General features: G+C 69.8%; 18 protein-coding genes and 3 pseudogenes. 7 read left to right on the top strand and 14 right to left on the bottom strand.

Annotation, left to right across the window (positions count from 1 at the left end):
- Positions 1–105 precede the first annotated feature (105 nt).
- The 5 genes and pseudogenes from E6P78_RS23475 to E6P78_RS23455 form a co-directional block, all read right to left on the bottom strand.
- Positions 106–1,656: a class I SAM-dependent methyltransferase gene (locus E6P78_RS23475; RefSeq protein WP_136205604.1), complete on the bottom strand. Its 1,551-nt coding sequence runs from the start codon at positions 1,654–1,656 to the stop codon at positions 106–108.
- Positions 1,657–1,779: 123 nt separating this feature from the next.
- Entirely contained in the window at positions 1,780–2,412 is a 633-nt protein-coding gene (locus tag E6P78_RS23470; protein ID WP_136205603.1) for a small secreted protein, read from the bottom strand.
- A 264-nt stretch (positions 2,413–2,676) separates the two neighbouring features.
- Positions 2,677–3,873, bottom strand: a pseudogene (locus E6P78_RS23465) (sodium/proton-translocating pyrophosphatase); the annotation flags it as partial.
- Positions 3,874–4,090: 217 nt separating this feature from the next.
- Positions 4,091–4,561 (bottom strand): ATP-binding protein, encoded by a 471-nt coding sequence (locus E6P78_RS23460; protein WP_136205602.1) that lies wholly within the window; start codon positions 4,559–4,561, stop codon positions 4,091–4,093.
- 290 nt (positions 4,562–4,851) lie between these two features.
- Entirely contained in the window at positions 4,852–5,205 is a 354-nt protein-coding gene (locus E6P78_RS23455; protein ID WP_003967428.1) for an STAS domain-containing protein, read from the bottom strand.
- Between the two features lie 78 nt (positions 5,206–5,283).
- On the opposite strand from E6P78_RS23455, the gene E6P78_RS23450 reads away from it, so the two are divergent.
- The gene (locus tag E6P78_RS23450; RefSeq protein WP_240799340.1) at positions 5,284–7,881 is read left to right on the top strand and encodes a DEAD/DEAH box helicase; all 2,598 of its coding nucleotides are present in this window, start codon (positions 5,284–5,286) and stop codon (positions 7,879–7,881) included.
- A 40-nt stretch (positions 7,882–7,921) separates the two neighbouring features.
- Here E6P78_RS23450 and E6P78_RS33910 read toward each other — a convergent pair.
- The 7 genes and pseudogenes from E6P78_RS33910 to ssd form a co-directional block, all read right to left on the bottom strand.
- Positions 7,922–8,221: pseudogene (locus E6P78_RS33910) on the bottom strand (Rv3654c family TadE-like protein); the annotation flags it as partial.
- A gap of 44 nt (positions 8,222–8,265) precedes the next feature.
- A complete protein-coding gene (locus E6P78_RS23440) occupies positions 8,266–8,784 on the bottom strand; it encodes a TadE family type IV pilus minor pilin (protein ID WP_136205601.1) in 519 nt (172 codons plus the stop codon).
- On the bottom strand, positions 8,771–8,977 hold the full coding sequence (locus tag E6P78_RS23435) for a DUF4244 domain-containing protein (protein ID WP_206307891.1): 207 nt from the start codon (positions 8,975–8,977) through the stop codon (positions 8,771–8,773). Before E6P78_RS23435 ends, E6P78_RS23440 begins: the two co-directional genes overlap by 14 nt.
- 66 nt (positions 8,978–9,043) lie before the next feature.
- A complete protein-coding gene (locus tag E6P78_RS23430) occupies positions 9,044–9,883 on the bottom strand; it encodes a type II secretion system F family protein (protein WP_206307890.1) in 840 nt (279 codons plus the stop codon).
- Positions 9,880–10,722 (bottom strand): type II secretion system F family protein, encoded by an 843-nt coding sequence (locus E6P78_RS23425; protein ID WP_206307889.1) that lies wholly within the window; start codon positions 10,720–10,722, stop codon positions 9,880–9,882. The genes E6P78_RS23430 and E6P78_RS23425 overlap by 4 nt, the downstream gene beginning before the upstream one ends.
- A 35-nt stretch (positions 10,723–10,757) precedes the next feature.
- Positions 10,758–11,906 (bottom strand): TadA family conjugal transfer-associated ATPase, encoded by a 1,149-nt coding sequence (locus E6P78_RS23420; RefSeq protein WP_136205600.1) that lies wholly within the window; start codon positions 11,904–11,906, stop codon positions 10,758–10,760.
- Positions 11,903–12,964 (bottom strand): septum site-determining protein Ssd, encoded by a 1,062-nt coding sequence (gene ssd / locus E6P78_RS23415; RefSeq protein WP_240799346.1) that lies wholly within the window; start codon positions 12,962–12,964, stop codon positions 11,903–11,905. Before ssd ends, E6P78_RS23420 begins: the two co-directional genes overlap by 4 nt.
- A 567-nt stretch (positions 12,965–13,531) precedes the next feature.
- Between ssd and E6P78_RS23410 the strand changes: the two genes are divergently transcribed.
- Positions 13,532–14,371, top strand: a complete 840-nt coding sequence (locus tag E6P78_RS23410) for an HAD-IB family hydrolase (RefSeq protein ID WP_136205599.1) — start codon at positions 13,532–13,534, stop codon at positions 14,369–14,371.
- A 432-nt stretch (positions 14,372–14,803) separates the two neighbouring features.
- Here the strand turns inward: E6P78_RS23410 and E6P78_RS23405 are convergent, their stop codons facing one another.
- Complete coding sequence (locus E6P78_RS23405) at positions 14,804–15,628, bottom strand: oxidoreductase (protein WP_136205598.1); 825 nt, start codon at positions 15,626–15,628, stop codon at positions 14,804–14,806.
- 102 nt (positions 15,629–15,730) lie between these two features.
- Here E6P78_RS23405 and E6P78_RS23400 point away from each other — a divergent pair, with 102 nt between their 5' ends.
- Positions 15,731–16,723: an ATP-binding protein gene (locus E6P78_RS23400; RefSeq protein ID WP_136205597.1), complete on the top strand. Its 993-nt coding sequence runs from the start codon at positions 15,731–15,733 to the stop codon at positions 16,721–16,723.
- Between the two features lie 137 nt (positions 16,724–16,860).
- Here E6P78_RS23400 and E6P78_RS23395 read toward each other — a convergent pair whose 3' ends face one another.
- Complete coding sequence (locus E6P78_RS23395) at positions 16,861–18,174, bottom strand: hypothetical protein (RefSeq protein ID WP_136205596.1); 1,314 nt, start codon at positions 18,172–18,174, stop codon at positions 16,861–16,863.
- Positions 18,175–18,457: 283 nt separating this feature from the next.
- Between E6P78_RS23395 and E6P78_RS34025 the strand changes: the two are divergent.
- The 4 genes and pseudogenes from E6P78_RS34025 to nhaA all read left to right on the top strand — a co-directional run.
- A pseudogene (locus E6P78_RS34025) lies at positions 18,458–18,673 on the top strand (hypothetical protein); the annotation flags it as partial.
- A 97-nt stretch (positions 18,674–18,770) separates the two neighbouring features.
- Positions 18,771–21,272, top strand: a complete 2,502-nt coding sequence (locus E6P78_RS23390; RefSeq protein WP_276607228.1) for a carbonic anhydrase — start codon at positions 18,771–18,773, stop codon at positions 21,270–21,272.
- 298 nt (positions 21,273–21,570) lie between these two features.
- Positions 21,571–23,568 carry an acetate--CoA ligase gene (gene acs / locus E6P78_RS23385; protein WP_136205595.1) on the top strand — a complete coding sequence of 666 codons (1,998 nt, stop codon included), beginning with the start codon at positions 21,571–21,573 and terminating at the stop codon, positions 23,566–23,568.
- 228 nt (positions 23,569–23,796) lie between these two features.
- On the top strand, positions 23,797–25,203 hold the full coding sequence (nhaA, locus tag E6P78_RS23380; protein ID WP_136205594.1) for a Na+/H+ antiporter NhaA: 1,407 nt from the start codon (positions 23,797–23,799) through the stop codon (positions 25,201–25,203).
- Positions 25,204–25,207: the final 4 nt, after the last annotated feature.

The raw sequence follows: 25,207 nt of genomic DNA, 5'->3' as shown, positions 1-25,207 counted from the left end.
GGTGGCGGTGCGGCATCGCGAGATGGAGGCTGCGGAAGGCGTCCCACAGGGGGCTGATGGCGATCCAGGTCGCGCCGAGCGACGCCTCGTCCAGCTCGATCCGGATCATCCGGCCACCTGCCCGCCCGGGGGCAGCGGCTCCAGGAAGCCTTCCTCGACCAGCAGCCGGATGGCCTGCGGGGTGCGGTCGCGCAGAAGCACCGGGTCCTCGTTCATCAGCTGGGCGATGGCGTCCAGGATGCGCCCGGCGGGCAGCGAGCCGTCGCACACGCCCGCGAACCCCGCCCCCACCGCGTCGACCTTCGTCGCCCGCCGCATGCCCCGGCTCTGACGGAGCACCACATGCTCGGGGTCCTCCGCTCCGGGGAGCCCGACCTGCTCCTGCACCACCTCGGCGGCCAGGGTGAAATGCGCGGCCAGGAGCGCCGCGTCGTCCTGCTCACGCAGATAGTCCTGGCGGGCGAAGTGCGCCTCGATGGCGGGGCCGAGCGGCTGCTCCACCGCGTGCGGCCACTCCTCGATCACGATGGAGGGCTCACCGGCGGCGGCCGCGGCGGACTTCCGCAGTGTGATCCAGCCGAAGCCGACGCTCTTCGCCCGGCGGGCCTCGAACTCATCCAGCCAGGCGTCGTACCGCGCCTCGTACTCCGCCGGGTCCGTGCGGTGGTCGCCGCTGTCGCGCAGCCACAGCTCGGCGTACTGCGTGACGTCCTGGGCCTCGCGCTGCACGATCCAGGCATCGCAGCCGTCCGGCACCCACGAACGCACCCGGTCCTGCCACTCCTCGCCCTCGGTGTGCTGCCAGTTGGCCAGGAAGTGGGCGAACCCGCCCTCGTTGAGCCGGTCGCCCGTCTGCTGCACAAGGGTCCGGCACAGGTCGTCGCCGGCCATGCCGCCGTCGCGGTAGGTGAGCCGGGCGCCGGGCGAGATGACGAACGGCGGGTTGGAGACGATCAGGTCGAAGGTCTCGGCGCCGACCGGCTCGTACAGGGAACCCTCGCGCAGGTCGGCCGGTGCGGCGCCGGACAGGGCGAGGGTGAGCCGGGTGAAGGCGAGGGCGCGCGGGTTGAGGTCGGTGGCCGTGACCCTCGTGGCGTGCTGCGCGGCGTGCAACGCCTGGATGCCGGAGCCGGTACCGATGTCGAGGGCGGAGGCGACGGGCCGGCGGACGGTGATCCCGGCCAGAGTGGTTGACGCTCCGCCGATACCGAGGACGACGCCCTTCTCGCGCGAGCCGATACCGCCCGCGCCACCCACCGCGCAGCCCAGGTCGGAGACGATGAACCAGTCCTGGCCCTCCGGCCCGCTGTACGGCCGCACGTCAACGGTCGCCCGCACCTCGCCGTCCGTCTCGGTCAGCCAGCCGTCCGCCACGCACTCCACCAGCGGGAGCACGGCGGCGGCCCGCCCGGCCGGAACGGGGCGCTGGAGCAGGAAGAGCCGCACCAGCGTGTCGAGCGGGGCCTCGCCCCGCGTGGCGCGCAGTGCCGGAACCGTCTCGCTGCGGGCGAGCGCGGCGTAGGCGGGCGCGCCGAGCTGGTCGAGGAGCCCGTCGGCGGTGAAGGCGGCGGCGAGCAGGGCTTCGCGGAGCCGGGGCGTGTGGTCTGCCGCGGGCAGGTCTGCTGCGAAAAGGCTGGTCTTACTCACGTGACCCATTGTGAGGGGTACCACTGACAACGGCAGCGGCCCGGCCGCCGCCCTGCGCGTTCCAGGGGCGTGCCGGGCCGCTTGTCCGAGGCCGGTCGGCCGTGACCGTGGCCGCGACGGCCGTCCGGCCGGTTACGCCTTCTTGCTGGGCGACACGGACGGGGACGCTTCCTTCGACGGCTCGGAGTCGTCCGACGAGCCGGTCGAGGGCGAGGCCGAGGCGGTCGGCTTCTGGCAGCCCTCCTGCTTGGCCATCGCGGTGCCGACCTCGCCGGACTGGAGCTTGTTCAGCGCCTGGTCGCCGTTGGTGCTGATCTTGTTCAGTTCCTCCGCGATGTCCTTGAGGCCGTCGGCGAACTTCGCCTGGTCCTTCGTCTCCAGGGCGTCGACCTTCTTCTGCAGCTTCGCGTAGGCGGCGGAGGAGGAATTGAGCTCCTTCACGGCTTCCTTCTGCGTGGTCTCGCCGTCGTCGACCGGCGGCGGCCCAGCCGATTCGACGGCGGAGCCCAGCGCCTTGTACGCCTGCGAGATCTGCTGGAAGGCGGCCGAGTCGGTCTCCTGGACGTCGGCGGGCTTGCTGTTGTCGGAGGTCTGCTGCTGGATGGAGGCGTTGGCGTTCGCGATCTTCTGCAGCTGGGGCTGGACCTGGTCGCAGACCTCCTTGGCCCAGTCGTTCACCTTGTCGTCGCTGTCGTCGCTGCAGCCCGACAGCGTCAGTACCAGTACCGCACCGCCGGACAGTGCGGCTGCAAGCTTCTTGTTCACCGGATTGGTCCCTTCCAAGGCTCTCGGCCCCGGAACTTACACGCCGAACGCCCTCCATCCGGGTGCCAGTCGTCCGGTAGGACAGCTTTTGCAGCCATTTGCACCAAGGGAAACGAGGGAGATACAACTCACCCACACGGCCCCCACCAACGGGAACGCGCGAACGGATCACCACTCGTACGAGGAGGCGCGAGAAGGCAGACGAAGACGCGCGCAGTGAACACCGCATCAAAAGACCTCAGTCACCGCACTACTGACCGCCAATCACCTGCCGAGCTGCCTGTACGCCGCACCTCGCCCGTCCCCGCTGCCGGGGTCGCCGACGGCGCTCCCCCGCCGCTTGGAGACGTACACCGCGCCCGACGACGGCCGACGCGAGCAAGGGGTTGATCGCAAGCACGGCCGTGTCCTTGAACGGGTCACCGATGACGGTCGCGGCATGGGCGTCGCTCCCCTGCCGCCGTAATGACAGTCCAGCTTCTTGTCCCAGGCACCGCCGGAACTGGCGAGGAAGGCCGCCATGAGTGTGCCGGTGTCGATCGCACCGACGGGATACGAGCCGAGCCCGCCGAGGCCGAAGGCGAATCCGACCGCGATGGTGCCAGTACCGCCAGCAGACCGGCGTCACCGGCTCGCGCAGCGCGTCCTTGGTGCAGATGTCGACGACGCGCCCGTACTCCGGCTTCTCTTCGTAATCCATGATCCCGGGATGCTCGCGGAACTGCCGCCGCACCTCGTGAACGACGGCGCCCGCGGACTGTGACACGACGTTGATGGCGAGCCCGACGAGCAGCGCGGTGTAGACGGCGGACTCCAGCCCAAGGGAGATCCGGCGAGCACGACGGTGGCCGGGCCGGTCAGCGAGGACGTGCCGATGTCCCGCACCGGGCGCCGGCTGGTCTCCGTGAGGTAGCCGGTCAGCTCCGGTCAGCTGCTGGATCAGGGCCGCCGGCACGATGCCGATGGCGACGGCCACGAGGGCGAAGACGCGCGGATCGCCGCCGTGCGAGGTGATGGCCGTGCCGCCGACACCGTCGAGCTCCGCGTACGAGGAGGGCAGGTAGACGAAGACCGCGACTGCCGCCAGGACGAGTGAGATCACCACGGAGGCGAGGAAACCGCGGTTGATGGCGGACACACCGCTTCGGTCCCTGTGCCTCGGGGCGACCGCGAAGATACCGATCATTGCTGGTGACGACGCCGATGGCCGTAACGATCAGGGGGAGGGCCGGCCCCGAGTCACCGAAGGCCGCCTTGCCGAGGATCAGCGCGGCGACCAGCGTCACGGCGTACGACTCGAAGAGGTCGACGGCCATGCCCGCGCAGTCACCAACTTTGTCGCCCACGTTGTCCGCGATGGTGGCGGCGTTGCGCGGGTCGTCCTCCGGGAGGCCCTGTTCCGCCTTGCCCCACGAGGTCGGCACCGACGTCGGCGGCCTTGGTGAAAATCCCGCCGCCGACCCACCACCAAATGCAGTAATGACGCAGACGAATTTCCCGTAGATCACCGATCAAGGAAAAATGAAAAAGACCCTGCTCAGCAGGGCCTTGGGAAGCCGCGGGTAGCTGCGGGCAGCCGCGGGGAAAGGCTGCGGGGCCCGACCCACGTGGCCGGCTCCGGCGCCGGCCTACGCCCGGTCCGCCCGGTCGAACGGGGATGCGCGGCGGGGTGCGCGGCTCAGGGCAGTACGGCCACCGGCGTCTTGGGCCAGCTCATCCGGATCACTCCGCCGTCCGCACCGGACCTGACTTCGACGTCGTCGACGAGACCACTGATGACCGCGAGGCCCATCTCGTCCTCGTCGTCGGCCTCCGGTTCGGGCTCGTCGAGCCCACCGCCGGACACGACACCGCGCCGTCCGGAGGCCCCACCGGGCACGGAGCCGTCGGCGCCGGGGCCCGGCACCTCGTCACCGACCTCGATGGAGAACGCCTTCTCCTCCTCGATCAGGAAGACCGTGACAGGAGCCGTGATGCCATGGCTGCGGTGCAGCCCGACGGCCCGGCTGCATGCTTCCCCCACGGCGAGTCGGACCTCGTCGAGCACGGCCTCGTCGACCCCGGCCCGGCGCGCCACGGCCGCCGCCACGAGACGGGCAGTCCTGACGTGTTCGGGCTGGGCGCTGAAGCGGAGTTCAACGGTGGCCATGCGATCCCCCTCGAACGTACGTATATGCATGCCAGAAACGGGCCCCACGGCCCGGGGCCCCTGGCTTTGTCTGCGAGCCCCTGGCTCTGTCTCCGACGGGGCGCACGGCTGACAAATAAAATCAGCCCCATGCCGCCGACCGGGTGACGGCCGACCGCCGAACACCGATCGCCGGGGTCACCGGACGACCGGGGAACGAGGGCCGTCGCACCGGCGATCCTTCTCCGAGGCCGCCTTCGCCCCGACCGTCGCCGGACCGGCATGGAACCGGCCCGACGGCAGACCGGAGGTCAGTCGGTGGCCGCGACGGCCTCGTCGACCGTGGTGTGGATCGGGAACACCTTGGTCAGACCGGTGATCCGGAAAATCTTGAGAATGCGCTCCTGGTTGCACACCAGGCGCAGCGAGCCCTCATGGGCACGCACGCGCTTCAAGCCACCCACGAGCACGCCGAGGCCGGTGGAGTCGAGAAAGTCGACGCCTTCCATGTCGACAACCAGGTGGTAGCTGCCGTCATTCACCAACTCGACCAACTGCTCGCGCAGCTTGGGCGCGGTATACACATCAATCTCGCCACCGACCTCGACGACCGTACGGTCGCCACCAGGGCCGGACACATTGCGAGTCGACAAGGACAGGTCCACGGATCCTCCAGCACCTTGCTATCGAGCGGTCGCCCCTCGGTCTCCCCGACGGAGCCGGGGGACGGATCGCCAGCCGCGATGGCATTCAATCACTTACCGGCAGCCATGCACGACGCCTTGGGACCATTGTCCGCCTTGCCAGTGACACACTCGGTGCCGATGGCCAAGAATCACCGCCCCAGTCGACCCCCGGAGAGTGGGGGCTCCCGCCCCTCTCCCGACATGGTCCTCGACCGGCTCGCCGCAGGGGCGGGCCGGTCCGCGCGCATCACTCATACGGAGCACCTGCCCCCGCGCGCGGGAACCCATGCCGTCTGGCCCGATCGCATCCGTCCAGAAGTGATCGCGGCCATCCAGAAGGCCGGCATCGACCACCCCTGGGCCCATCAGGCGGCCGCCGCGGAGCACGCTCTGGACGGCACATCGGTCGTGATCGCCACCGGAACCGCCTCCGGCAAGTCGCTGGCCTACCTCGCCCCGGTGCTCAGCGCCCTCCTGGACGGCTCCGAGGCCCCCAACGGGCGCGGGGCCACCGCTCTCTACCTCGCCCCCACCAAGGCCCTGGCGGCCGACCAGCGGCGCTCGGTCAGGGCCCTCGCGGCCCCGCTGGGCAACGGCGTCCGGCCCGCCGTCTTCGACGGTGACACCCCCTTCGAAGAACGCGAGTGGGTGCGCCAGTACGCCAACTACGTCCTCACCAATCCCGACATGCTGCACCGCGGGATACTCCCGTCACACCCCCGCTGGTCCTCCTTCCTGCGCTCCCTGCGCTACGTCGTCATCGACGAGTGCCACACCTACCGGGGCGTTTTCGGCTCCCACGTCGCCCAGGTGGTGCGCCGGCTCCGTCGTCTGTGCGCCCGTTACGGCGCCGACCCCGTCTTCCTCCTCGCCTCCGCCACCTCCGCGCAGCCCGCACTCGCGGCGGGCCGCCTCACCGGCCTCCCCGTCACAGAGGTGGCCGACGACGCCTCCCCGCGCGGCGAGATGGTCTTCGCCCTGTGGGAGCCGCCGCTGACCGAGCTCCACGGCGAGAAGGGCGCCCCGGTACGCCGTACCGCCACGGCCGAGACCGCCGACCTGCTCACCGATCTCACCGTCCAGGGCGTCCGCTCGGTCGCCTTCGTACGCTCCCGGCGCGGCGCGGAGCTCATCTCCGTCATCGCCAAGGAACGCCTCGCCGAGGTCGACCGCACCCTCCCGGCGCGGGTCGCCGCCTACCGCGGGGGGTACCTCCCCGAGGAACGCCGCGCCCTGGAACGCGCTCTGCACTCCGGCCAACTGCTCGGCCTCGCCGCCACCACCGCCCTTGAACTCGGCATCGACGTGTCGGGCCTGGACGCCGTCGTCATATCCGGATACCCAGGCACAAGGGCCTCCCTGTGGCAGCAGGCGGGCCGGGCCGGCCGGGCGGGCCAGGGCGCCCTCGCCATCCTGGTGGCCCGCGACGATCCGCTGGACACCTTCCTCGTCCACCACCCCGAGGCCCTGTTCGAGCAGCCCGTGGAGTCGACCGTCCTCGACCCGGACAACCCGTACGTCCTGGCCCCCCACCTGTGCGCCGCCGCCGCAGAGTTGCCGCTCACCGAGCGCGACCTGGAGCTCTTCGGACCGGCCGCGGCCGGTCTGCTCCCGCAGCTGGAGACCGCGAAGCTGCTCCGCAAGCGGGCGTCGGGCTGGCACTGGACCCGGCGCGAGCGGGCCGCCGACCTCACCGACATCCGCGGCGAAGGCGGCCGGCCCGTCCAGATCGTCGAGGAGGGCACCGGCAGGCTGCTGGGCACCGTGGACGAATCCGCCGCCCACAGCGCCGTGCACGAGGGTGCCGTCCACCTCCACCAGGGCCGCACCTACCTGGTCCGGAAACTGGACCTGGAGGACTCCGTGGCCCTGGTCGAGGAGGCCTCCCCGCCGTACTCGACCACCGCACGCGACACCACCGCCATCGCCGTCCTGGACACCGACACCGAGATCCCCTGGGGGGACGGGCGGCTCTGTTACGGGTCCGTCGAAGTCACCAACCAGGTCGTCTCCTTCCTGCGCCGCAAACTGATCACCGGCGAGGTGCTCGGCGAGAGCAAGCTGGACCTGCCGCCCCGCACCCTGCGCACCCGTGCCGTGTGGTGGACGGTGACCGAGGAGCAGCTCGACGCCGCCCGGATCAATCCCGAGATCCTCGGTGGCGCGCTGCACGCCGCCGAGCACGCCTCGATCGGGATGCTGCCGCTCTTCGCCACCTGCGACCGCTGGGACATCGGCGGGGTGTCCGTGCCCCTGCACCCGGACACCTTGCTGCCGACCGTCTTCGTGTACGACGGCCACCCCGGCGGTGCCGGATTCGCCGAGCGCGCGTTCCACACCGCACGCGAGTGGCTGTCCGCCACACGCCTGGCCATCGCGTCCTGCGAGTGCGATGCGGGCTGCCCGTCCTGCATCCAGTCCCCGAAGTGCGGCAACGGCAACGAGCCCCTGCACAAACGAGGCGCCGTCCGGCTTCTCACAGAACTCCTCCGATCCGCACCTCCTGCCCCAGACGGTCCTGCGTCGCCGGGCTCGCCCGGCCCGGAGGACGGTCCGACCGAGCCCGGCTCTCCTGGCCCGCCGGACGCGGTGGCGTCTCCATCGGAGGCGTCGAAGGCGGAGGAGCCGCCGTCGCAGGCCCCGCCCGGGACCTGACCACGGGCGCGTACGGCCCGAACCGCACTCTGGCCGTCACATCGGCCACCTGACCCTGGACAGCACACCGCACCACCTCCGCCCCCTGCGCCTCGGCCACCTCCCGGGCCGACCGGCATGCCTCCGCCACGCCCTCCAGTGCCCGGTCGGCCGCAGCCAGAGCGGCCAGATCAGCCGCACCCCCGGCACGGTGCCGGGCGGCCACCACCTGTCCGAGAGCCAGGACCACCGCGAACACGGTGCACAACGTCGTCGTGGTCACCGCAGCCCATACAGTCGCCAGCCCCTGATCCCCCGCCCGGCCCCGCCATCGGGCCGCCCACCGAGCCGACGGACGCACCCACCACCGGGCCGGAGGGCAGACCGGCGGCCGGCCCCACCCCCTCACCCCTCGTCCTCCCTCACAGCTCGTCCCCCGCCAAGCCCTCCTCCTCCGCCCTGCCCATCCGCCGCCCCGGCCCCGCTCCTGGCCCCCGGCTTCGCACCCGCTTCCGTCTCCGCGACCGACGCGGCCCCCGTCACCGGCGCGTCCTCCGCCGCCGCAGCGGCCTCCGCGCTCAGGGTCACGGCCAGGCGCCCGGGGCCGGGGGTCGGGGCGGTCACCCTCACCCGCCACAGCGCCCCGGACCGCTCCACATCGACCGCAGCCCCCTCGGGCGCTGAGGAAAGAGCGGCCTCCTTCACCTGCGGCGCCGGTTCCGAACGGGCTGCCGCACGGGCGCCGGCCCGGGCGGCATCCACACAACGAATCTGGGCAGAGGCGGCCATCAACGCCCACAGCAACGCGAGGGCGAAAACCGCCAGCACCGGGATCACCATCGCGGCCTCCGCAGTCACCGCGCCCCGATCGCCCAGCCACCTGACGCCTGCCACCGCTTCAGCGCCGGTCTCAGAACTTCGCATCGAGTGCGCCCTTCAGCAGCGATTGCAGCTGGGCCATGACCGCAGGGCTGGTGACCACCTTGTAGAGCACCGCGGCAAAGGCACAGGCCGCGATCGTGCCCACCGCATACTCAGAAGTTGTCATTCCGCTGTCGGCTCGGGCCCGGACGACGTCGGACACGGACCGCACCCAGTGCATGATCTTGCGCACCATTTCAAACCCCCGATATCTCACTTACGGAATTAATCGTATGATATTTCTCTTACAGTCCTTTTCCGGCTATGCGGGTTGCAGCAAGCCCCCGGCCAGCCCGATCACCACAGGCGCCACCCCTACCGCCAAAAAGGCGGGGAGGAAGCAGAGCCCGACAGGCGCGGTGACCATCACGGCGGCTCGCTGGGCCCGGGCCACAGCCGCCCTCGCCCGCTCGGCCCGCAACGCTTCGGCCATCCGGGCGACCGGCACCGCCGCCGGAGCACCGGTCGAACCCGCTCGGTCCAGGCAGCTGGCCAGCGCTGCAGCACCCGGTATTCCTCCGAACCGCCCCCAAGCGACGGCTGGGTCACCACCGAGCCGGATTTCCGCCGCGGTGCGTGCAAGCTGCTCGCCCACGGGGCCGCCCAGCGACTCACCCACCGCCTCGGCCGCCTCCGTCGGACCGGCACCGGCGGAGATACAGGCCGCCAGCAGGTCGGCGGCCAGAGGAAGTTGCCGCGCGGCCTCCGCCGCACGCGCCTTCTCCTCCGCCGCGAGCCCGGCGGCCTGCCCGAGGCGAGCCCGCTGCCACCGCCAGGCGCCGTAGGCCGACGCCAGACCAACCGCCCACCCCGCCGGACCCCCAACGAGGAACCAGCCGGTCAGCACGACACCCAGCAACGCCGCCCACCGTTTGGCCGGCCCCACGGACACCGGCCGCCCCACCTGCGGCATGGCCGCCCGGGGCGGACCCGACCACACCGCAGGCGCCACCGGAGCTACCGCGAGAAGCCACTCGCCCCGCCGTCGCACCCGCTGACCGGTCTGCCGCCTGACCAACGGCACAACCACCTGGCCGCAGAGACCCAGTGCCACCCCAACGGCCCCAACCGCATGAACGACATCGCCGGCCAAGACCCTCATCCCACTTCTCCCGCCCGCACGATCCGGGCGGCCCACAGAAGACCGCAGACCTCCAGCAGCCCGCCCATGACCAGGCAGACCAAGCCGGCGGGACTGTGGAACAACACCCTCAGCGGATCTGCTCCCAGGGCGGCGCCCAGTCCCATGCCCAGCACCGGCAGTAGAGCGAGGACCGCGACCGTCGACCACGCGCCCGCCAGTTGCGCCCGCAGCTCCTCGCGCTGACGACGCTCGGCCCGCAACGCGCTCTCCAGCCGGTCCAGCCCCGCCGCAAGGCCTGCCCCGCTGCCCACTGCCACCCGCCAGCAGGCGGCCACTCCGGCCAACCCCTCCAGACCCGGTTCACCCGCCGCTTGCACCAGCGCATTCGGGACATCGCCACCGAACCGCGCGGCGGCCGATACCCGGAATCCGGCTTCGCCCAGCACACCCGTGCTGCGCACCGCGGCGAGCAGTGCCTGCCCCGGCTCGTGCCCCGCTCTCAATTCGCCGACCAGCGCACCGCACAGGTCCACGACTCCGTCAGCCCGGGCTTCCTGCTCCGCACGCAGTTTCCTTCTGCACAACCACCTCCGCACCACAGGAATCGCGGCCGCCCCCGCGACCATCGGCAGCACTGACTGTCCGAGAACCGCCAGAACCGAGGCCACCGGCAGGCAGAGCCACTCCCACCGCCCCTTCAGCCGCTCCTGAATCCGGGTGCGGACACTCCCCCACCGCTCCTCGGGCCGCGACAGCCTGCCCTCGTCGGAGAACAGCCCCCGCGCTCTCCGCAGTGTTCGCCCGTGCCCCACCACCAGCCAGACCGCCGTCGCCACACACAGCGCTGCGGCATACACCAGCTCCGGCGCTGCCGCCGCCGTCGGCCCCCCGGTCACAACACGCCCCCGGTGAGCTCCCGCAGCCGCTCCCAGCCCCGTTCACGCTCGAAACCCGCGGCGCTCCAACGCAGTGCAGGCACCGTGACAACCAGACCCGCCGCATTCCGTTCCAGCACATGGACATCGGCGATCCGGCGGCGCCCCGCGCGGTCCCGTGCAAGGTGGACCACCACCGACAAGGCCGCCGCCAACTGGCTGTGCAGCGCCGCCCGGTCCAGACCCGCCGCAGTCCCGAGCGCCTCCAGCCGGGCCGGAACGCGTCCGGCAGCATTGGCATGAACAGTTCCACAACCACCTTCATGTCCCGTGTTCAGGGCGGCCAGGAGCTCAGTGACCTCGCTTCCCCGCACCTCACCGACCACGAGCCGGTCGGGACGCATACGCAGGGCTTGACGCACCAGATCCCTGAGGGTCACCTGTCCGGCACCCTCCTGATTCGCGGGGCGCGACTCCAACCGCACGACGTGGGGGTGGTCCGGCCGTAGCTCCGCCGAATCCTCGGCGAGCACAATCCGCTCACGTCCCCCCACCACCCCCAGCAGGCTCGAAAGGAGAGTCGTCTTTCCCGCCCCCGTCCCCCCACTGATCAGGTACGAGACCCGGGCCTCCACCAGAGCCCTCAGCACCCGGTCACCTCCGGGCGGCACCGTCCCGGCCTCCACCAGCTCCGTCAGCGAGAACGCCCTGGGCCTGACCACCCGCAGCGACAGGCACGTCGAGCCGACGGACACCGGAGGAAGCACCGCATGCATCCGCGTCCCGTCCGGGAGCCTCGCGTCCACCCAGGGTCTGGCGTCGTCGAGCCGCCGCCCCGCCACGGCCGCGAGCCGCTGCGCCAGCCTGCGGACGGCCGCCGCGTCGGCGAAGGTCACCTCGGTGAGTTCGAGTCCGCCGCCCCGGTCCACCCACACCCTGTCGGGCGCGGACACCAGTACATCCGTGACCTGCGGGTCGGCGAGGAGCGGTTCCAGCACCCCCGTACCGATCAGCTCCCCCCGCAACTCATCGGCTCTGCCGAGCACTTCCGCCGTGCCGAGCAACCGCCCCTGCGCGCGCAGTGCGGCGGCAACCCCGGCTGGGGTCGGCGCTGTGCCGCTGTGCGCAAGCCGTTGCCGTACGGCATCGAGCAGCGCCTCGGTCATGAGAGGCCCCCCGCGACCGGGCCTTTGGCGCCCTCCCCGACGAGAGCCCGTTCCCAGAAGGCAGTGCAGAACCTGGCAAGCGGCCCGCGTGCACTGCCACCGGGCGGCTCACCCATGTTCTGCTCGGCCAGCAGCCCTCTCTCGAAGGGGACTTCACCGGCGAGTGGCAGGCCCATGGCGTCGGCCACCCATTCTTCGTCCAGCCCGGACGCGTACGGCCCTCGTGCCACGACCCGCAGGTCATCCAGCACCATCCCGGCCATCGACACCACCCGCTTCGCCGCCGCGACCGCCCGCAGCTCCCCCGGGACGACCACAAGGCCCAGATCAAGCTGGGCGAGGGCTTCGGCCACCGCCTCGTCCACCCGGCGCGGCAGATCGACCACCACCACCCCGCCGAGCCTGCGCGCTGCGGCCAGAACCGACCGCATGGCCGGCGGCGGGATGACGACCCAGTCGTCGCGGCCCCAGCTGAGCACCCGCAACCCATGCAACGCGGGCAGCGATTCCTCCAGCGCGCCCCCACCGACCCGCCCCTGGGAATGGGCGAAATCAGGCCACCTCATCCCCTCGGCTCGCTCACCGCCGAGCAACACGTCGATGCCACCGCCCAGCGGGTCCCCGTCGATGAGCATCGTTCGTTGCCCGGCTCTTGCCGCGGCCACGGCAAGAGCGCACGCCAGCGTGGAGGCACCAGCGCCACCCCGGCCCCCGATCACCCCTACCGTGAGCGCGGGCCGGCCGACGCCTTCTACCGCGTTGGCGATCTGATCCACGAGCCAGCTCTCGGAATCGGGCAACCGGAGCACGTACTCGGCACCGATCTCGACGGCCTGGCGCCAGACATCGGGTACGTCCTGGTCCCGGCCCACGAGCATCACGCCCCGCCTGCGCGCCGCCCCCCGGCACCGCGCGGCCGCGTCGTCACCGACGAGCACCATCGGAGCCTGTTCCCAGCCCCCTCTGCGGTCGGGCAGCGTGTGATGCACTTCCGGCTCCGCACCGGCGGCCGCACACAGCCTGAGCAGATCGTCGAGCAGCTCCACATCCTCGGTCACGATCAGCGGTCCGCCGCGTCGCACGCCGGCAGCCGGCAGACGATCCCGTGCACTGGATTCAGCCACGTTCTCCACCCCCTACATCGCTCACCTTCGCCGCGGGTTCACGGCGATCTCGGGGCCTTCCGAGAACGGCGATTCCGGTACCCGTGGACTTCACGGGTGGAATCACGGTGCAGCGCTTCGGGAAATCATGTGGATCTTGGTCAAAAACCGTGGACAACTCAACGGTTGTGAATAACTCCGTCGCTCATACCAGTGACTTCCGGTTGCGACCCTTTCGCTACCCAGCGTCACGGTGCACTCTAAAGTGAGTCGCGCACAGGCATGGAGCGACATGGGCAAGAAGGAGGAGAAATGGTCGATTCCGTACGGGAGAACCGCGTCCGGACATGCGACGACCCCCGCCGGGGGGGAGAGCGGGGGTCGTCCCCACGGCCGACTCGGGGGGGGGAGGAGCCGGACCGGGTTAGCACGGTCGCGAACGATCCGTGACTTCCATGGTGTACCCGACGGCCTTCTCAAGCAAACCCACGCGCTGGGGTTTACGCCGAATGGCGGGCCCCTATGCTCTGCCTTGTGGAAAACCGCTTCTTGCCGCGCACAGCCGCCTTCTTCGACCTGGACAAGACGGTCATTGCGAAGTCTTCGACACTGACCTTCAGCAAGTCCTTCTACCATGGCGGGCTGATCAACCGCCGCGCCGTACTGCGCACCGCGTACGTACAGTTCGTCTTCCTGGCCGGGGGTGCGGATCACGAGCAGATGGAGCGGATGCGCGAATACCTCTCGGCGCTCTGCAAGGGCTGGAACGTACAGCAGGTCAAGGAACTCGTGGCCGAGACCCTGCATGACTTGATCGACCCGATCATCTACGACGAAGCGGCGACGCTCATCGAGGAACATCACACCGCCGGACGCGATGTGGTGATCGTCTCGACATCCGGCGCCGAGGTAGTCGAACCGATCGGCGAGCTGCTGGGCGCCGACCGCGTCGTCGCCACCCGCATGGTCGTCGGCGACGACGGCTGCTTCACGGGAGAGGTGGAGTACTACGCCTACGGGCCCACGAAGGCCGAGGCCATCAAGGCACTCGCAGTATCCGAGGGCTACGACCTGGCCCGCTGCTATGCGTACAGCGATTCCGCGACCGATGTCCCGATGCTGGAATCCGTCGGCCATCCGCACGCGGTCAATCCGGACCGCGCGCTGCGCCGGGAGGCGACCCTCCGAGAGTGGCCGATTCTCGTCTTCGACCGACCCGTCCGGCTCAAGCAACGAGTGCCGTCGTTCTCCCTGCCGCCGCGTCCGGCACTCATGACTGCGGCAGCCGTAAGCGCGGCCGCCCTCACCGCGGGCATCGTCTGGTACGCCGCCCGCCGACGCTCCACAGCGGCCTCCGCGTAGCGCAACCCCGCGCGACACGACCTGCGCGGCACGACCCATTGGACCAACTCGTCCGTAATTGAACCTAAAAGTAAAGAAGTGCGGCCACCACTACCGCTCACCGGGCCCCTGGAGTACAAAGGACTCAACGGCCCGCGAGACCAAGGACATCCGAGAGGATGACCTGATGACGCAGTAAAGGCCCACGGACCGCGCACGGAGACCCAGCACCCACGCGACGTCGACCCGTCGATTACGGGCCAGCCGCACCAGGAACGGGCAAAGAACCCGACCTGATGGGCATAGATCGAGGACGCTTGGTAACTGGGCGGACGTGCCAGCGGCGGTACCGGGACCGGTGCCGCCGCAACTATGCCCGCCACCCCGCACCACGCTCACGGCGTTCTTCTCAGCACGTGGCGCCTGCCGCACTTGCCGTCTGCGGGTAGCGCGTTACGCGGCGCCGCGCTGGAGGGCCTCACACACCGCTGTCGATTCCCTGACACCGAGTTCCGCCGAGCGGCCGCAGTGCTTGATCCAGGCGGCCATGCCCTCTGGCGTTCCCGACAGGTAGCCGTCGAAGGCCGCCACATAGGCCGCCCTCCCCTGTTCGGCGTGTCCGACTTCGGCCGGGCAGATCGACTTGGGGTCCAGCCCGCTCCCGATCAGCACGATGCGCTCCGCGGTCCGCGCCACCAGGCCGTTGTACGAGCCAAAGGGCCGCAGAGCCAGCAGCTCTCCATGGACGACTGCGGACGTCACCAAGGCAGGCGCCTCGCTCCCCGAAAGGATTAGCCGACTCAGCCCGTCCAGCCGGCCCGCCACCTCGTCCGCGTCCGGCAACGACGCTTCGATCAGCGGCTCGTCCACCGGTTCCCCCGCGAGCCGGGGACGGCCGACGGCATCCTCGGGTGCGGCGCTTCCCGCCGCCACCAGGTGGAGCCGGGCCAGGACCCGCAGTGGAGACTGCCGCCAAATGGACAGAAGCTGTCCCGCTTCCGCCGTCAGGCGAAGGGCGGCTCCGATCACACAGGCCTCGCCGTCGCCACTGAAATCGGTGCGCCGGCGCACCTCCTCGAGATTCCAGTCAGCACCGGACAGCGCGGCCGACCCGCGGGCCCCTCGCAGCGCGGCCTCAGCTGTGACCTCGTTGCTGCGACGCCGCATCACGCGGTGACCATAGACGCGGTCGACGGCCTTGCGTACCGAGTCCACCGCGTCGGTCACGCCCGGCAGAGCGCCCAGAGCGACAAGCGGGTCCGAGGAAGTCGTACTCATAAGTAGCGAGGCTACGCGCCTCACGCGCGGCTACCGGCCGGGAGTGGCCTTCTTCACGAAACCAGGCAACACAAAGCAATCGATCGACTACCCTAGGTGAACATGAAGATCGCTTTCGTAGGGAAGGGCGGCAGCGGCAAGACCACGCTGTCCTCGCTCTTCATCCGCCACCTCGCCGCCAATGAAGCCCACGTCGTCGCGGTGGACGCCGACATCAATCAGCACCTCGGGGCCGCGCTCGGCCTCGACGAGGAGGAATCCGCCGCGCTGCCTGCCATGGGGGCGCAGCTGCCTCTGATCAAGGAGTATCTGCGCGGCAGCAATCCACGCATCACATCGGCCGAGACGATGATCAAGACGACACCACCGGGCGAGGGCTCACGCCTGCTGCGCGTGCGCGAGGACAACCCGATCTTCGATGCCTGCGCCCGCACGGTGCGGCTCGACGACGGAGACATCCGCCTGATGGCGACAGGGCCGTTCACCGAGTCGGACCTCGGCGTGGCCTGCTACCACTCCAAGGTCGGCGCGGTCGAGCTCTGCCTCAACCACCTCGTCGACGGACCCGATGAATACGTGGTGGTCGACATGACCGCCGGTTCGGATTCGTTCGCCTCGGGGATGTTCACCCGCTTCGACATGACGTTCCTCATCGCCGAACCGACCCGCAAGGGCGTCTCCGTCTACCGCCAGTACAAGGAGTACGCGCGGGACTTCGGCGTCGACCTGAAGGTCGTCGGCAACAAGGTGCAGGGCGAGGACGACCTGGAGTTCCTGCGCGATGAGGTGGGCGAGGACCTGTTGGTCACCGTCGGCCACTCCGACTGGGTGCGGGCCATGGAGAAGGGCCGGCCCGCGCGCTTCGAGCTGCTCGAGGCGGACAACAGGATGGCCCTGCAAGCCTTGCAGAACGCCGCGGAGGACTCGTACGAGCGGCGGGACTGGGGCCGTTACACACGGCAGATGGTCCACTTCCACCTGCGAAACGCGGAGAGCTGGGGCAACGAGAAGACCGGGGCCGACCTGGCTGCCCAGGTCGACCCGGCTTTCGTGCTCGGCGAGCACTGCAGAGCCGAAGCCGCCCAGCCTGCCTGAGCGGGCGCCAGGGACTCGGGCCGGCTGGAGCGTCGCCGAACCACCCGACCGCTGCACCGAACGGCGCCGGGCATGTCGCTTGCCCGGCGCCCGGCGGGAGGACGACCCCGCCAGCCCGGCGGGAGGACTAACGCGCTCTAACGTCCGGCAGGTTCCCCCGCGGCCGCCGCAGGTGCTTTCGAGGCCGCCTGGTCCCGGCCGGATGCCGTACCTGCTTCGAGGAATGCGGGCCATCCGGCCTTCGGTGCCTGGCCGACCTCCAGCGTTCCGAGCTTCGCGAGCGTCGCCGGGTCCTGCGCGTCGAGCCAGTCCGCCAGCTGCCTGAACGAGACGCAGCGCACGTCCTTCTTGGTACAGACCGTCGCGATCGTCTCCTCGACAGCACGCATGTATGTGCCACCGTTCCAGGACTCGAAGTGGTTGCCGATGATCAGCGGCGCACGGTTGCCGTCATACGCGCGGTCGAAGGCCTGGAGAAGACCGTCACGCATCTGATTGCCCCAGTACTCATGCTGGTCCGGGTCGCCCTGCGTCGTGCCGGACTGGTTGAACATGAAGTTGTAGTCCATCGACAGCGTTTCGAAGTCGCGTCCCGGCACCGGGACGAGCTGCATGGAGAGATCCCAGATCCCGTCCTTCTTCTTCGGCCAGACCTGGTTGTTGACGCCGCTGGAGTCATAGCGGAATCCCATGGAACGTGCCGCCGCCACCATGTTCTTCTGACCCTCCAGGCAGGGGGTACGGCCGCCGACGAGTTCCTTGTCGTAGTCGAAGGGCAGCGGCTTCTCGCTCTTCAGGTCCGGGTCGTTCGTCTTCCAGCTCTTCACGAAGGACTTGGCCTGGCTGATCTCGCTCTTCCACTCGTCGACGGACCAGGTGCCGACGCCGCCGTCCTTGCCGCAGAAGTGGCCGTTGAAGTGGGTGCCGACTTCATTCCCGTCCTGCCAGGCGCCGCGCAGCTCGGTGAGTGTGTCCCGGATGCCCTTGGTGTCGTTGAAGCCGATGTCCGAGCTTCCGGCGTTGTGCTTGGGCGGGTCGTACTGTGTCCGCTTCGCCTCGGGCAGCAGATAGACGCCGCTGAGGAAGTACGTCATGTTGGCGTGGTACTTCTTGCCGACCTCGCGGAAGTGCGAGAAGAGCTTCTGACTGTCCTCCCCCGCCCCGTCCCATGAGAACACCACGAACTGCGGGGGCTTCTGACCAGCCGTCAGGCGCTGTGCCGCCGGCTGCTTGGGCTGGACGCCCGTGAACGCGGTGGAGCCGTCGCCGATGGCCCGGAACACACTCTTGGGTGCCGCTTCCGCAGCCTTCTTCTTCTCCCCGGCGGCGCCGTTCACAGCTCCGAGCCCCGAAGCCCGTGACTCGGAGCCCGGTCCCGCGCATCCGGCCGCCCCCACGGCCAGCGCAACGGCCATGACGCCCAAAGTGATCCTTTTCGTGGCGGCCATCATCCGCCCACCCTCTTTCTCGCAGGTAGCTTGCGCCGAGTGCCGACACGGCGCGGCCAAGGTCGCACGCACTGCACGGAGCTCAATGCGACAGGCCGAATGAAAAGCTGCCTATTCACCGGAATGGGTGGTCAGATGGCCCATTTGCCACCAATCCTGGACACGCTTCTTTACTCTCCATTACTGTCTATTTACCAAGAGTTGAAGTATCCCGCCGCTGCACGCCGTGCTCCACGGCCCGCGTCACCGCATTTCGCGACCGCGCCACCCAGAAGAAGACGGAAAAATGTCTGCCTGCGTACCCACTCGTCACGACCGCTCGTCCCGCAGTTCGCGCCCTCCCAGGTCCTCGGGAGTCAAGCGACCACACAGCCCGCCACCGCCACAGCGCGGCGGACGCTTCCGCATCGCCGGCGCCGACGTGTCCGCGTCCATCACTGTGTTCCTGCTCGCCATCCCCATGTCTCTGGGCCTGGCCGCCGCCATGGGCGCCCCTCTGGAAGCGGGCCTCATCTCCGCCGCGGTCGGTGGCATCGTCGCCGGACTGCTCGGCGGAACCCCCCCTCCAGGTTTCCGGCCCGTCCGCCGGGCTGACCGTGGTGACAGCCGAGGTGATCCAGATCTACGGCTGGCGCACTACCTGCGCCATCACCATCGCAGCGGGACTGCTTCAGCTCACGCTGGGCTCTCTGCGCGCAGGCCGCAGCGCGCTCGCCGTCAGCCCCGCGATCGTGCACGGCACGCTTGCCGGCATCGGTGTGGCCATCGCACTCGCTCAACTGCACATCGTGCTGGGCGGTTCGCCACAGAGCTCGGCCGTCTCCAACGCCCTCCATCTCCCCGAACAATTGGCACGTGCCAGTCCGGCAGCTCCATTGATGGGCGCGCTCACCATCGCGATTCTGGTGCTGTGGCCGCGGATGCCCGGACGGGCAGGCCGACTCCTGCGCCGCGTCCCGGCAGCCCTTGCCTCGGTGGGCTTGGCCACCGCCGCAGCAGCATGGGCGGCCCCGACGATCGCCCGGGTCGATCTGCCGTCCTGGCGCTCGCACGCCCTCCCCGAGATGCCGCAGGGCCCCGTGCTCGGCCTGGCTACGGCCGTCTTCACGATGATGCTCGTAGCCAGCCTCGAGTCGCTGCTCGCCGCCGTCGCCGTGGACAAGCTGGCCTCCGACCGAAGCCGTGAGAGGTCGGCCGGGGCCCCCGTGGCAGGAGACGGGAAGGGAGCAGCCGTCCCCGGCCGGCTCAGTCCCCCGCTCAGACGCTCCGACCTGGACCGGGAGCTCCGCGCACAAGGCATCGCCAACTCGGTATCGGGCTTGCTGGGTGGGCTGGCGGTCTCCGGCGGAGCCGTGCGCAGTTCGGCGAATGTGAGGGCCGGGGCAACCAGCCGCGCCTCCACCGTGCTGCACGGCGTGTGGATTCTGCTCGCCTCCGTCCTGCTCGTCACCGCCCTGGAACGAATCCCGCTGGCCGCCCTCGGTGCGTTGGTGATGATGGTCGGCCTCAAGATGGTGAGCTTCGCGCACATCCGCAACGTCCACAGGCACCGGGAGTTCCTTGTGTACGGCGCGACGATCGCCGGCGTGCTGCTCGTCGGCGTCCTCAAGGGCGTGGTGATCGGGATCGCGGCGGCGGTGACGGTCGCCCTGCACCGGCTGGCCCGCACCCGCATTTCGGCCACCGAACGAAACGGCCGACATCTCGTCGCCGTACGCGGGCAGTTGACGTTCCTGGCCGTGCCACGGCTCAGCCGGGTACTGGGGCGACTGCCCCAGTACGCCGACGTGGTCGTCGAGCTGGACGGCTCCTTCATGGATCACGCGGCATACGAGACGATCCAGGACTGGAGCAACGCCCATACCGCCCATGGCGGCCGAGTGGCCTTCGTCGGCAGGCCGACCGGCAGAATCGCCGAACCCGCCTCAGCGGCTGACTCCTGCTGCCGTCCGTGGCCCCCGGGGCTCAACCACCACTGCCACGACCGGTCCGAGCACGCGCCTCCCACGGGACCGACCACCGACCGGTCCCGCCGACAGACCCCCACCGACCCCGCCCCAGCCACAGCCCGCGACACCACCACCGCCAAGGCCACGCCCGCCACGCCCGAGGCCACGCCCACCACCGCCAAGGCCACGCCCGCCACGCCCGAGGCCACGCCCACCACCCCCAAGGCCATGCCCACTGCCCCCGGCCCCGCTACTGGTGACGCCGCCTCCGCCCAGCACGCCCCCGGCCGCGCCACCAACCGTGGCACTCCCCCATCGACGCCCCGCATCGAATCGGACGTCACCCCCGACACGGCCCCGCCAGCCCAGCAGCCCACACCCCCCACGTCGGCTCCACCCCCCGCGCAGGCCGCACCCACCGCCCGGCCCCCGCTCGCGGTCGGGGCTCACCGGTTGGTCAGAGGTCTCAGCTCGTTCCAGCGAGATACGGCGCCCCTCGTCCGTGGGGAGCTGGCACGACTCGCCGCGGAGGGCCAGCGGCCCTCACAGCTCTTCATCACCTGCGCGGACTCCCGCCTGGTGACGAGCATGATCACGGCCAGCGGGCCGGGCGACCTGTTCACAGTGCGCAACATCGGCAACCTGGTGCCGCCACCGGACGCCGAGAACGGCGACCATTCGGTGGGCGCAGCGATCGAGTACGCGGTGGACATGCTCGGCGTCGAGTCCATCACCGTGTGCGGTCACTCCGGCTGCGGTGCGATGAAGGCACTCCTCGGGGCCGAACCGGCCGAGCCGGACACCCGGGACACGTCGCTGTGGCGCTGGCTCCGGCACGGGCTTCCCAGCCTGGAGCGGGTGGCCTCGGCCAGCCAGGCCTCCGCCAGGCTCTCCGGCCGGCCGCCCACCGATGCGGTGGAACAGCTCTGTCTGACCAATGTGGTCCAGCAGCTCGACCATCTGCGCGCCCATCCATCGGTGGCGCGCCGCATCGCCGACGGCACTCTTCAGCTCCACGGCACGTATTTCCACGTCGCCGAGGCGCAGTCGTATCTGCTGGCCGAGGGCGCGGCTGCCGGAAACGGGCCGGATGAGGTCTTCGACCCGATCGCGCCCGCTCGCCCGGCCGAGCTGGCACGTACCGGCGCCTGAACCACGCAGGCCCCGTGTCCGTGAGACCTTGTGATCCCGCTTCCACGTCACCACACACCCGCACCGCACGTCCCCTTGCCCCCAGCACCACGCGGGCGCACCACCACGCGGGCGCACCACCACCCGGCCGCGGGCGCCACTGGCCACGCCACGCCACCACATGCCACACCGCCACACCGGCGCAGTACTCCACCGTGTCACCCCGACGCGGAAGCGGGATCATCCACCTATACACGAGACACAGGTCTAAACCAATTCCCGGCAGACACTTGTCACCCGGCCTTGGGACTGATGAGCTATGCCCCGGGACACAACGGACACCCTGGGACTGGGAGAAGTCGTGAGCAACGAGAGCCTGGCCAACCTGCTTCGGGAAGAGCGGAAGTTCGCTCCGCCTGCCGAGCTGGCCGCCAACGCCAATGTCACCGCGGAGGCGTACGAGCAGGCCGAAGCGGACCGGCTGGGCTTCTGGGCCGAGCAGGCCCGCCGCCTGACCTGGGCCACCGAACCGACCGAGACACTCGACTGGAGCAATCCGCCCTTCGCGAAGTGGTTCGCGGACGGCGAGCTCAACGTCGCGTACAACTGCGTGGACCGTCACGTCGAGGCGGGCAACGGCGACCGGGTCGCCATCCACTTCGAGGGCGAGCCCGGCGACAGCCGCGCCATCACCTACACGGAACTGAAGGACGAGGTCTCCCGCGCCGCCAACGCCCTCACCGAACTCGGTGTCGGCAAGGGCGACCGGGTCGCCGTCTACCTCCCGATGATCCCCGAGGCCGCCATCGCGATGCTGGCCTGCGCCCGCATCGGCGCAGCGCACTCGGTGGTTTTCGGCGGGTTCTCCGCCGATGCCATCGCCGCCCGTATCCAGGACGCGGACGCGAAGGTCGTCATCACCGCCGACGGCGGGTACCGCCGTGGCAAGCCCTCCGCGCTCAAGCCCGCGGTCGATGACGCCGTCTCCCGTATCGAAGGCGTCGAGCACGTCCTGGTCGTCCGGCGCACCGGCCAGGACACCGCCTGGACCCAGGGCCGGGACATCTGGTGGCACGAGATCACCGCCCGCCAGTCCGCCGAGCACACCCCCCGGGCGTTCGAGGCGGAGCAGCCGCTGTTCATCCTGTACACGTCGGGTACGACCGGGAAGCCCAAGGGCATTCTGCACACCTCGGGGGGTTATCTCACTCAGGCGGCGTACACCCATCACGCCGTTTTCGATCTCAAGGCGGAAACCGACGTCTACTGGTGCACGGCCGATATCGGGTGGGTGACGGGGCACTCGTACATCGTTTACGGGCCGCTGGCCAACGGTGCTACGCAGGTGATGTACGAGGGCACCCCCGATACCCCGCACCAGGGGCGTTTCTGGGAGATCGTCCAGAAGTACGGTGTCACGATCCTCTACACCGCGCCGACCGCGATCCGTACGTTCATGAAGTGGGGGGATGACATCCCCGCGAAGTTCGACCTGTCGTCCCTGCGCGTTCTGGGTTCGGTCGGTGAGCCGATCAACCCCGAGGCCTGGGTCTGGTACCGCAAGCACATCGGTGCCGACACCTGCCCGGTCGTGGACACCTGGTGGCAGACCGAGACCGGCACGATGATGATCTCGCCGCTGCCCGGTGTCACCGAGACCAAGCCGGGAAGCGCCCAGCGCGCCCTCCCGGGCATCTGCGCCACCGTCGTCGACGACGAGGCCCGCGAAGTACCCAATGGCGGAGGCGGCTACCTCGTCCTCACCGAACCCTGGCCGTCCATGCTGCGCACCATCTGGCGCGACGACCAGCGGTTCCTGGACACCTACTGGTCACGCTTCGAGGGCAAGTACTTCGCCGGCGACGGCGCCAAGAAGGACCAGGACGGCGACATCTGGCTGCTCGGCCGGGTCGACGACGTCATGCTGGTGTCCGGCCACAACATCTCGACCACCGAAGTCGAGTCCGCACTCGTCTCCCACCCCTCGGTCGCCGAGGCCGCCGTCGTCGGCGCCACCGACGAAACAACCGGCCAGGCCATCGTCGCCTTCGTCATCCTGCGCGGCACAGCCACCCCCTCCGACGAACTCGTCGCACAACTGCGCAACCACGTCGGCACCACCCTCGGCCCCATCGCCAAACCGAAACGCATCATGCCCGTCGCCGAACTCCCCAAGACCCGCTCCGGCAAAATCATGCGACGCCTCCTACGCGACGTCGCAGAAAACCGCGCCCTCGGCGACGTCACCACCCTCACCGACTCCTCAGTCATGGACCTCATCCAGACCCAACTGCCGTCGGCCTCCTCCGAGGACTGAGGCCAAGGCCAGGGGCTGAGACCCGGAGGGTATCCGGCAACGCGCCGGATACCCTCCGGGCATCTAAAGTGAAGATCACTACCCACACCCCCGCCCCACATCCCCCGGGTACAGTGGCAGCTGATCGATAAAAAGATAAGAAAAAAATCCACAGGGGTGCCGGGAAGTCTGGTCGGCAAGTGCATCAGCCATGCCATCGCTGCCGTACCGACCCGGAGGTCTCTCCCCGTGGCCACGCCCAACCCTGCACCCACCGGCCCCCGCCGCACGTTTCTGGGCCTGCTGCCGCTCCCCGAGCGGAACTTCGTCGCCGACGCCCTGCGTACGGAGACCGTCGGCGGTGTCATCCTGCTGGTCGCCGCCGTGGCCGCACTGGTGTGGGCGAACACCTTCGGATCAAGCTACGCGTCCGTCAGCCACTTCCACTTCGGTCCCGAAACCCTCGGTCTGCATCTCTCCGTGGCGCACTGGGCCGCCGATGGACTGCTCGCGGTCTTCTTCTTCGTCGCCGGCGTCGAACTCAAGCGGGAACTCGTGGCGGGCGAGCTGCGCGACCCCAAGGCTGCCGCGCTCCCGGTGGCCGCCGCGCTCTGCGGCATGGCCGTACCGGCGGTCGTCTACACGCTGGTGAACGTATTCGGCGACGGCTCCACGGACGGCTGGGCGGTTCCTACCGCCACCGACATCGCCTTCGCGCTCGCCGTCCTCGCCGTCATCGGCACCTCGCTGCCGGCCGCGCTCCGAGCGTTCCTGCTGACCCTCGCCGTCGTGGACGACCTCTTCGCGATCCTGATCATCGCGGTCTTCTTCACGGAGGACATCGACTTCGTGGCGCTCGTCGGCGCGTTCGTCGGCCTGGGTGTCTTCTACCTGCTGCTGCGGCTGGGCGTACGCGGCTGGTACGTCTACGTCCCGCTCGCCCTGGTCGTCTGGGGGCTGATGTACAACAGCGGCATCCACGCCACCATCGCCGGTGTCGCCATGGGCCTGATGCTGCGCTGCACCCGGCGCGACGGCGAGGACCACTCGCCGGGTGAGCGCGTCGAACACCTGGTCCACCCGCTGTCGGCAGGCTTCGCCGTCCCGGTGTTCGCGCTGTTCTCCGCCGGCGTCTCCCTCTCCGGCGGCGCGCTGGCCGGTGTATTCAGCCGCCCCGAAACGCTCGGCGTCGTTCTGGGACTCGTCGCCGGCAAGACGATCGGCGTGTTCGGCGGTACGTGGCTGACCACCCGCCTCACCAAGGCGGAGCTAAACAAGGACCTGGCCTGGGCCGACGTCTTCGCGATCGCCACACTCGCCGGCATCGGTTTCACCGTCTCGCTGCTGATCGGGGAGCTCGCCTTCGCAGGCGACGACGACATGATCAACGAGATCAAGGCGTCGGTTCTGCTCGGCTCCCTGATTGCCGCCGTACTCTCCGGTGTACTGCTCAAACTCCGGGTACGCAGATACAGGGCGCTGTCCGACGCCGAGGAACTCGACGAGGACGCGTCCGGGGTACCGGACGTCTACGAACAGGACGACCCGGAGTACCACCTGCGGATGGCCGCCATCCACGAGAAGAAGGCGGCCGAGCACCGTCGCCTTGCCCGACTGGCGGGGGCAGCGAGCAACAAGCCGGACAGTCCGGCATGATCTG

It is taken from the genome of Streptomyces sp. A0958 (genome assembly GCF_004795035.1).
In the GTDB taxonomy this organism is placed as follows: Bacteria; Actinomycetota; Actinomycetes; order Streptomycetales; family Streptomycetaceae; genus Streptomyces.
Note: the sequence above shows the minus strand (reverse complement) of the source record. Positions and strands in the feature narration are given on the sequence as shown.

What these genes read in the sequence shown, in the direction of transcription:
- E6P78_RS23400 (WP_136205597.1), top strand. Translation starts at nt 15,731, where the DNA reads ATGAAGATCGCTTTCGTAGGGAAGGGCGGCAGCGGCAAGACCACGCTG.
- E6P78_RS23435 (WP_206307891.1), bottom strand. Translation starts at nt 8,977, where the DNA reads ATGGTGCGCAAGATCATGCACTGGGTGCGGTCCGTGTCCGACGTCGTC.
- E6P78_RS23440 (WP_136205601.1), bottom strand. Translation starts at nt 8,784, where the DNA reads ATGCGAAGTTCTGAGACCGGCGCTGAAGCGGTGGCAGGCGTCAGGTGG.
- E6P78_RS23405 (WP_136205598.1), bottom strand. Translation starts at nt 15,628, where the DNA reads ATGAGTACGACTTCCTCGGACCCGCTTGTCGCTCTGGGCGCTCTGCCG.
- E6P78_RS23430 (WP_206307890.1), bottom strand. Translation starts at nt 9,883, where the DNA reads ATGAGGGTCTTGGCCGGCGATGTCGTTCATGCGGTTGGGGCCGTTGGG.
- acs (WP_136205595.1), top strand. Translation starts at nt 21,571, where the DNA reads ATGCCCCGGGACACAACGGACACCCTGGGACTGGGAGAAGTCGTGAGC.
- E6P78_RS23395 (WP_136205596.1), bottom strand. Translation starts at nt 18,174, where the DNA reads ATGATGGCCGCCACGAAAAGGATCACTTTGGGCGTCATGGCCGTTGCG.
- E6P78_RS23450 (WP_240799340.1), top strand. Translation starts at nt 5,284, where the DNA reads ATGGCATTCAATCACTTACCGGCAGCCATGCACGACGCCTTGGGACCA.
- E6P78_RS23410 (WP_136205599.1), top strand. Translation starts at nt 13,532, where the DNA reads ATGCTCTGCCTTGTGGAAAACCGCTTCTTGCCGCGCACAGCCGCCTTC.
- E6P78_RS23475 (WP_136205604.1), bottom strand. Translation starts at nt 1,656, where the DNA reads ATGGGTCACGTGAGTAAGACCAGCCTTTTCGCAGCAGACCTGCCCGCG.
- E6P78_RS23420 (WP_136205600.1), bottom strand. Translation starts at nt 11,906, where the DNA reads ATGACCGAGGCGCTGCTCGATGCCGTACGGCAACGGCTTGCGCACAGC.
- E6P78_RS23460 (WP_136205602.1), bottom strand. Translation starts at nt 4,561, where the DNA reads ATGGCCACCGTTGAACTCCGCTTCAGCGCCCAGCCCGAACACGTCAGG.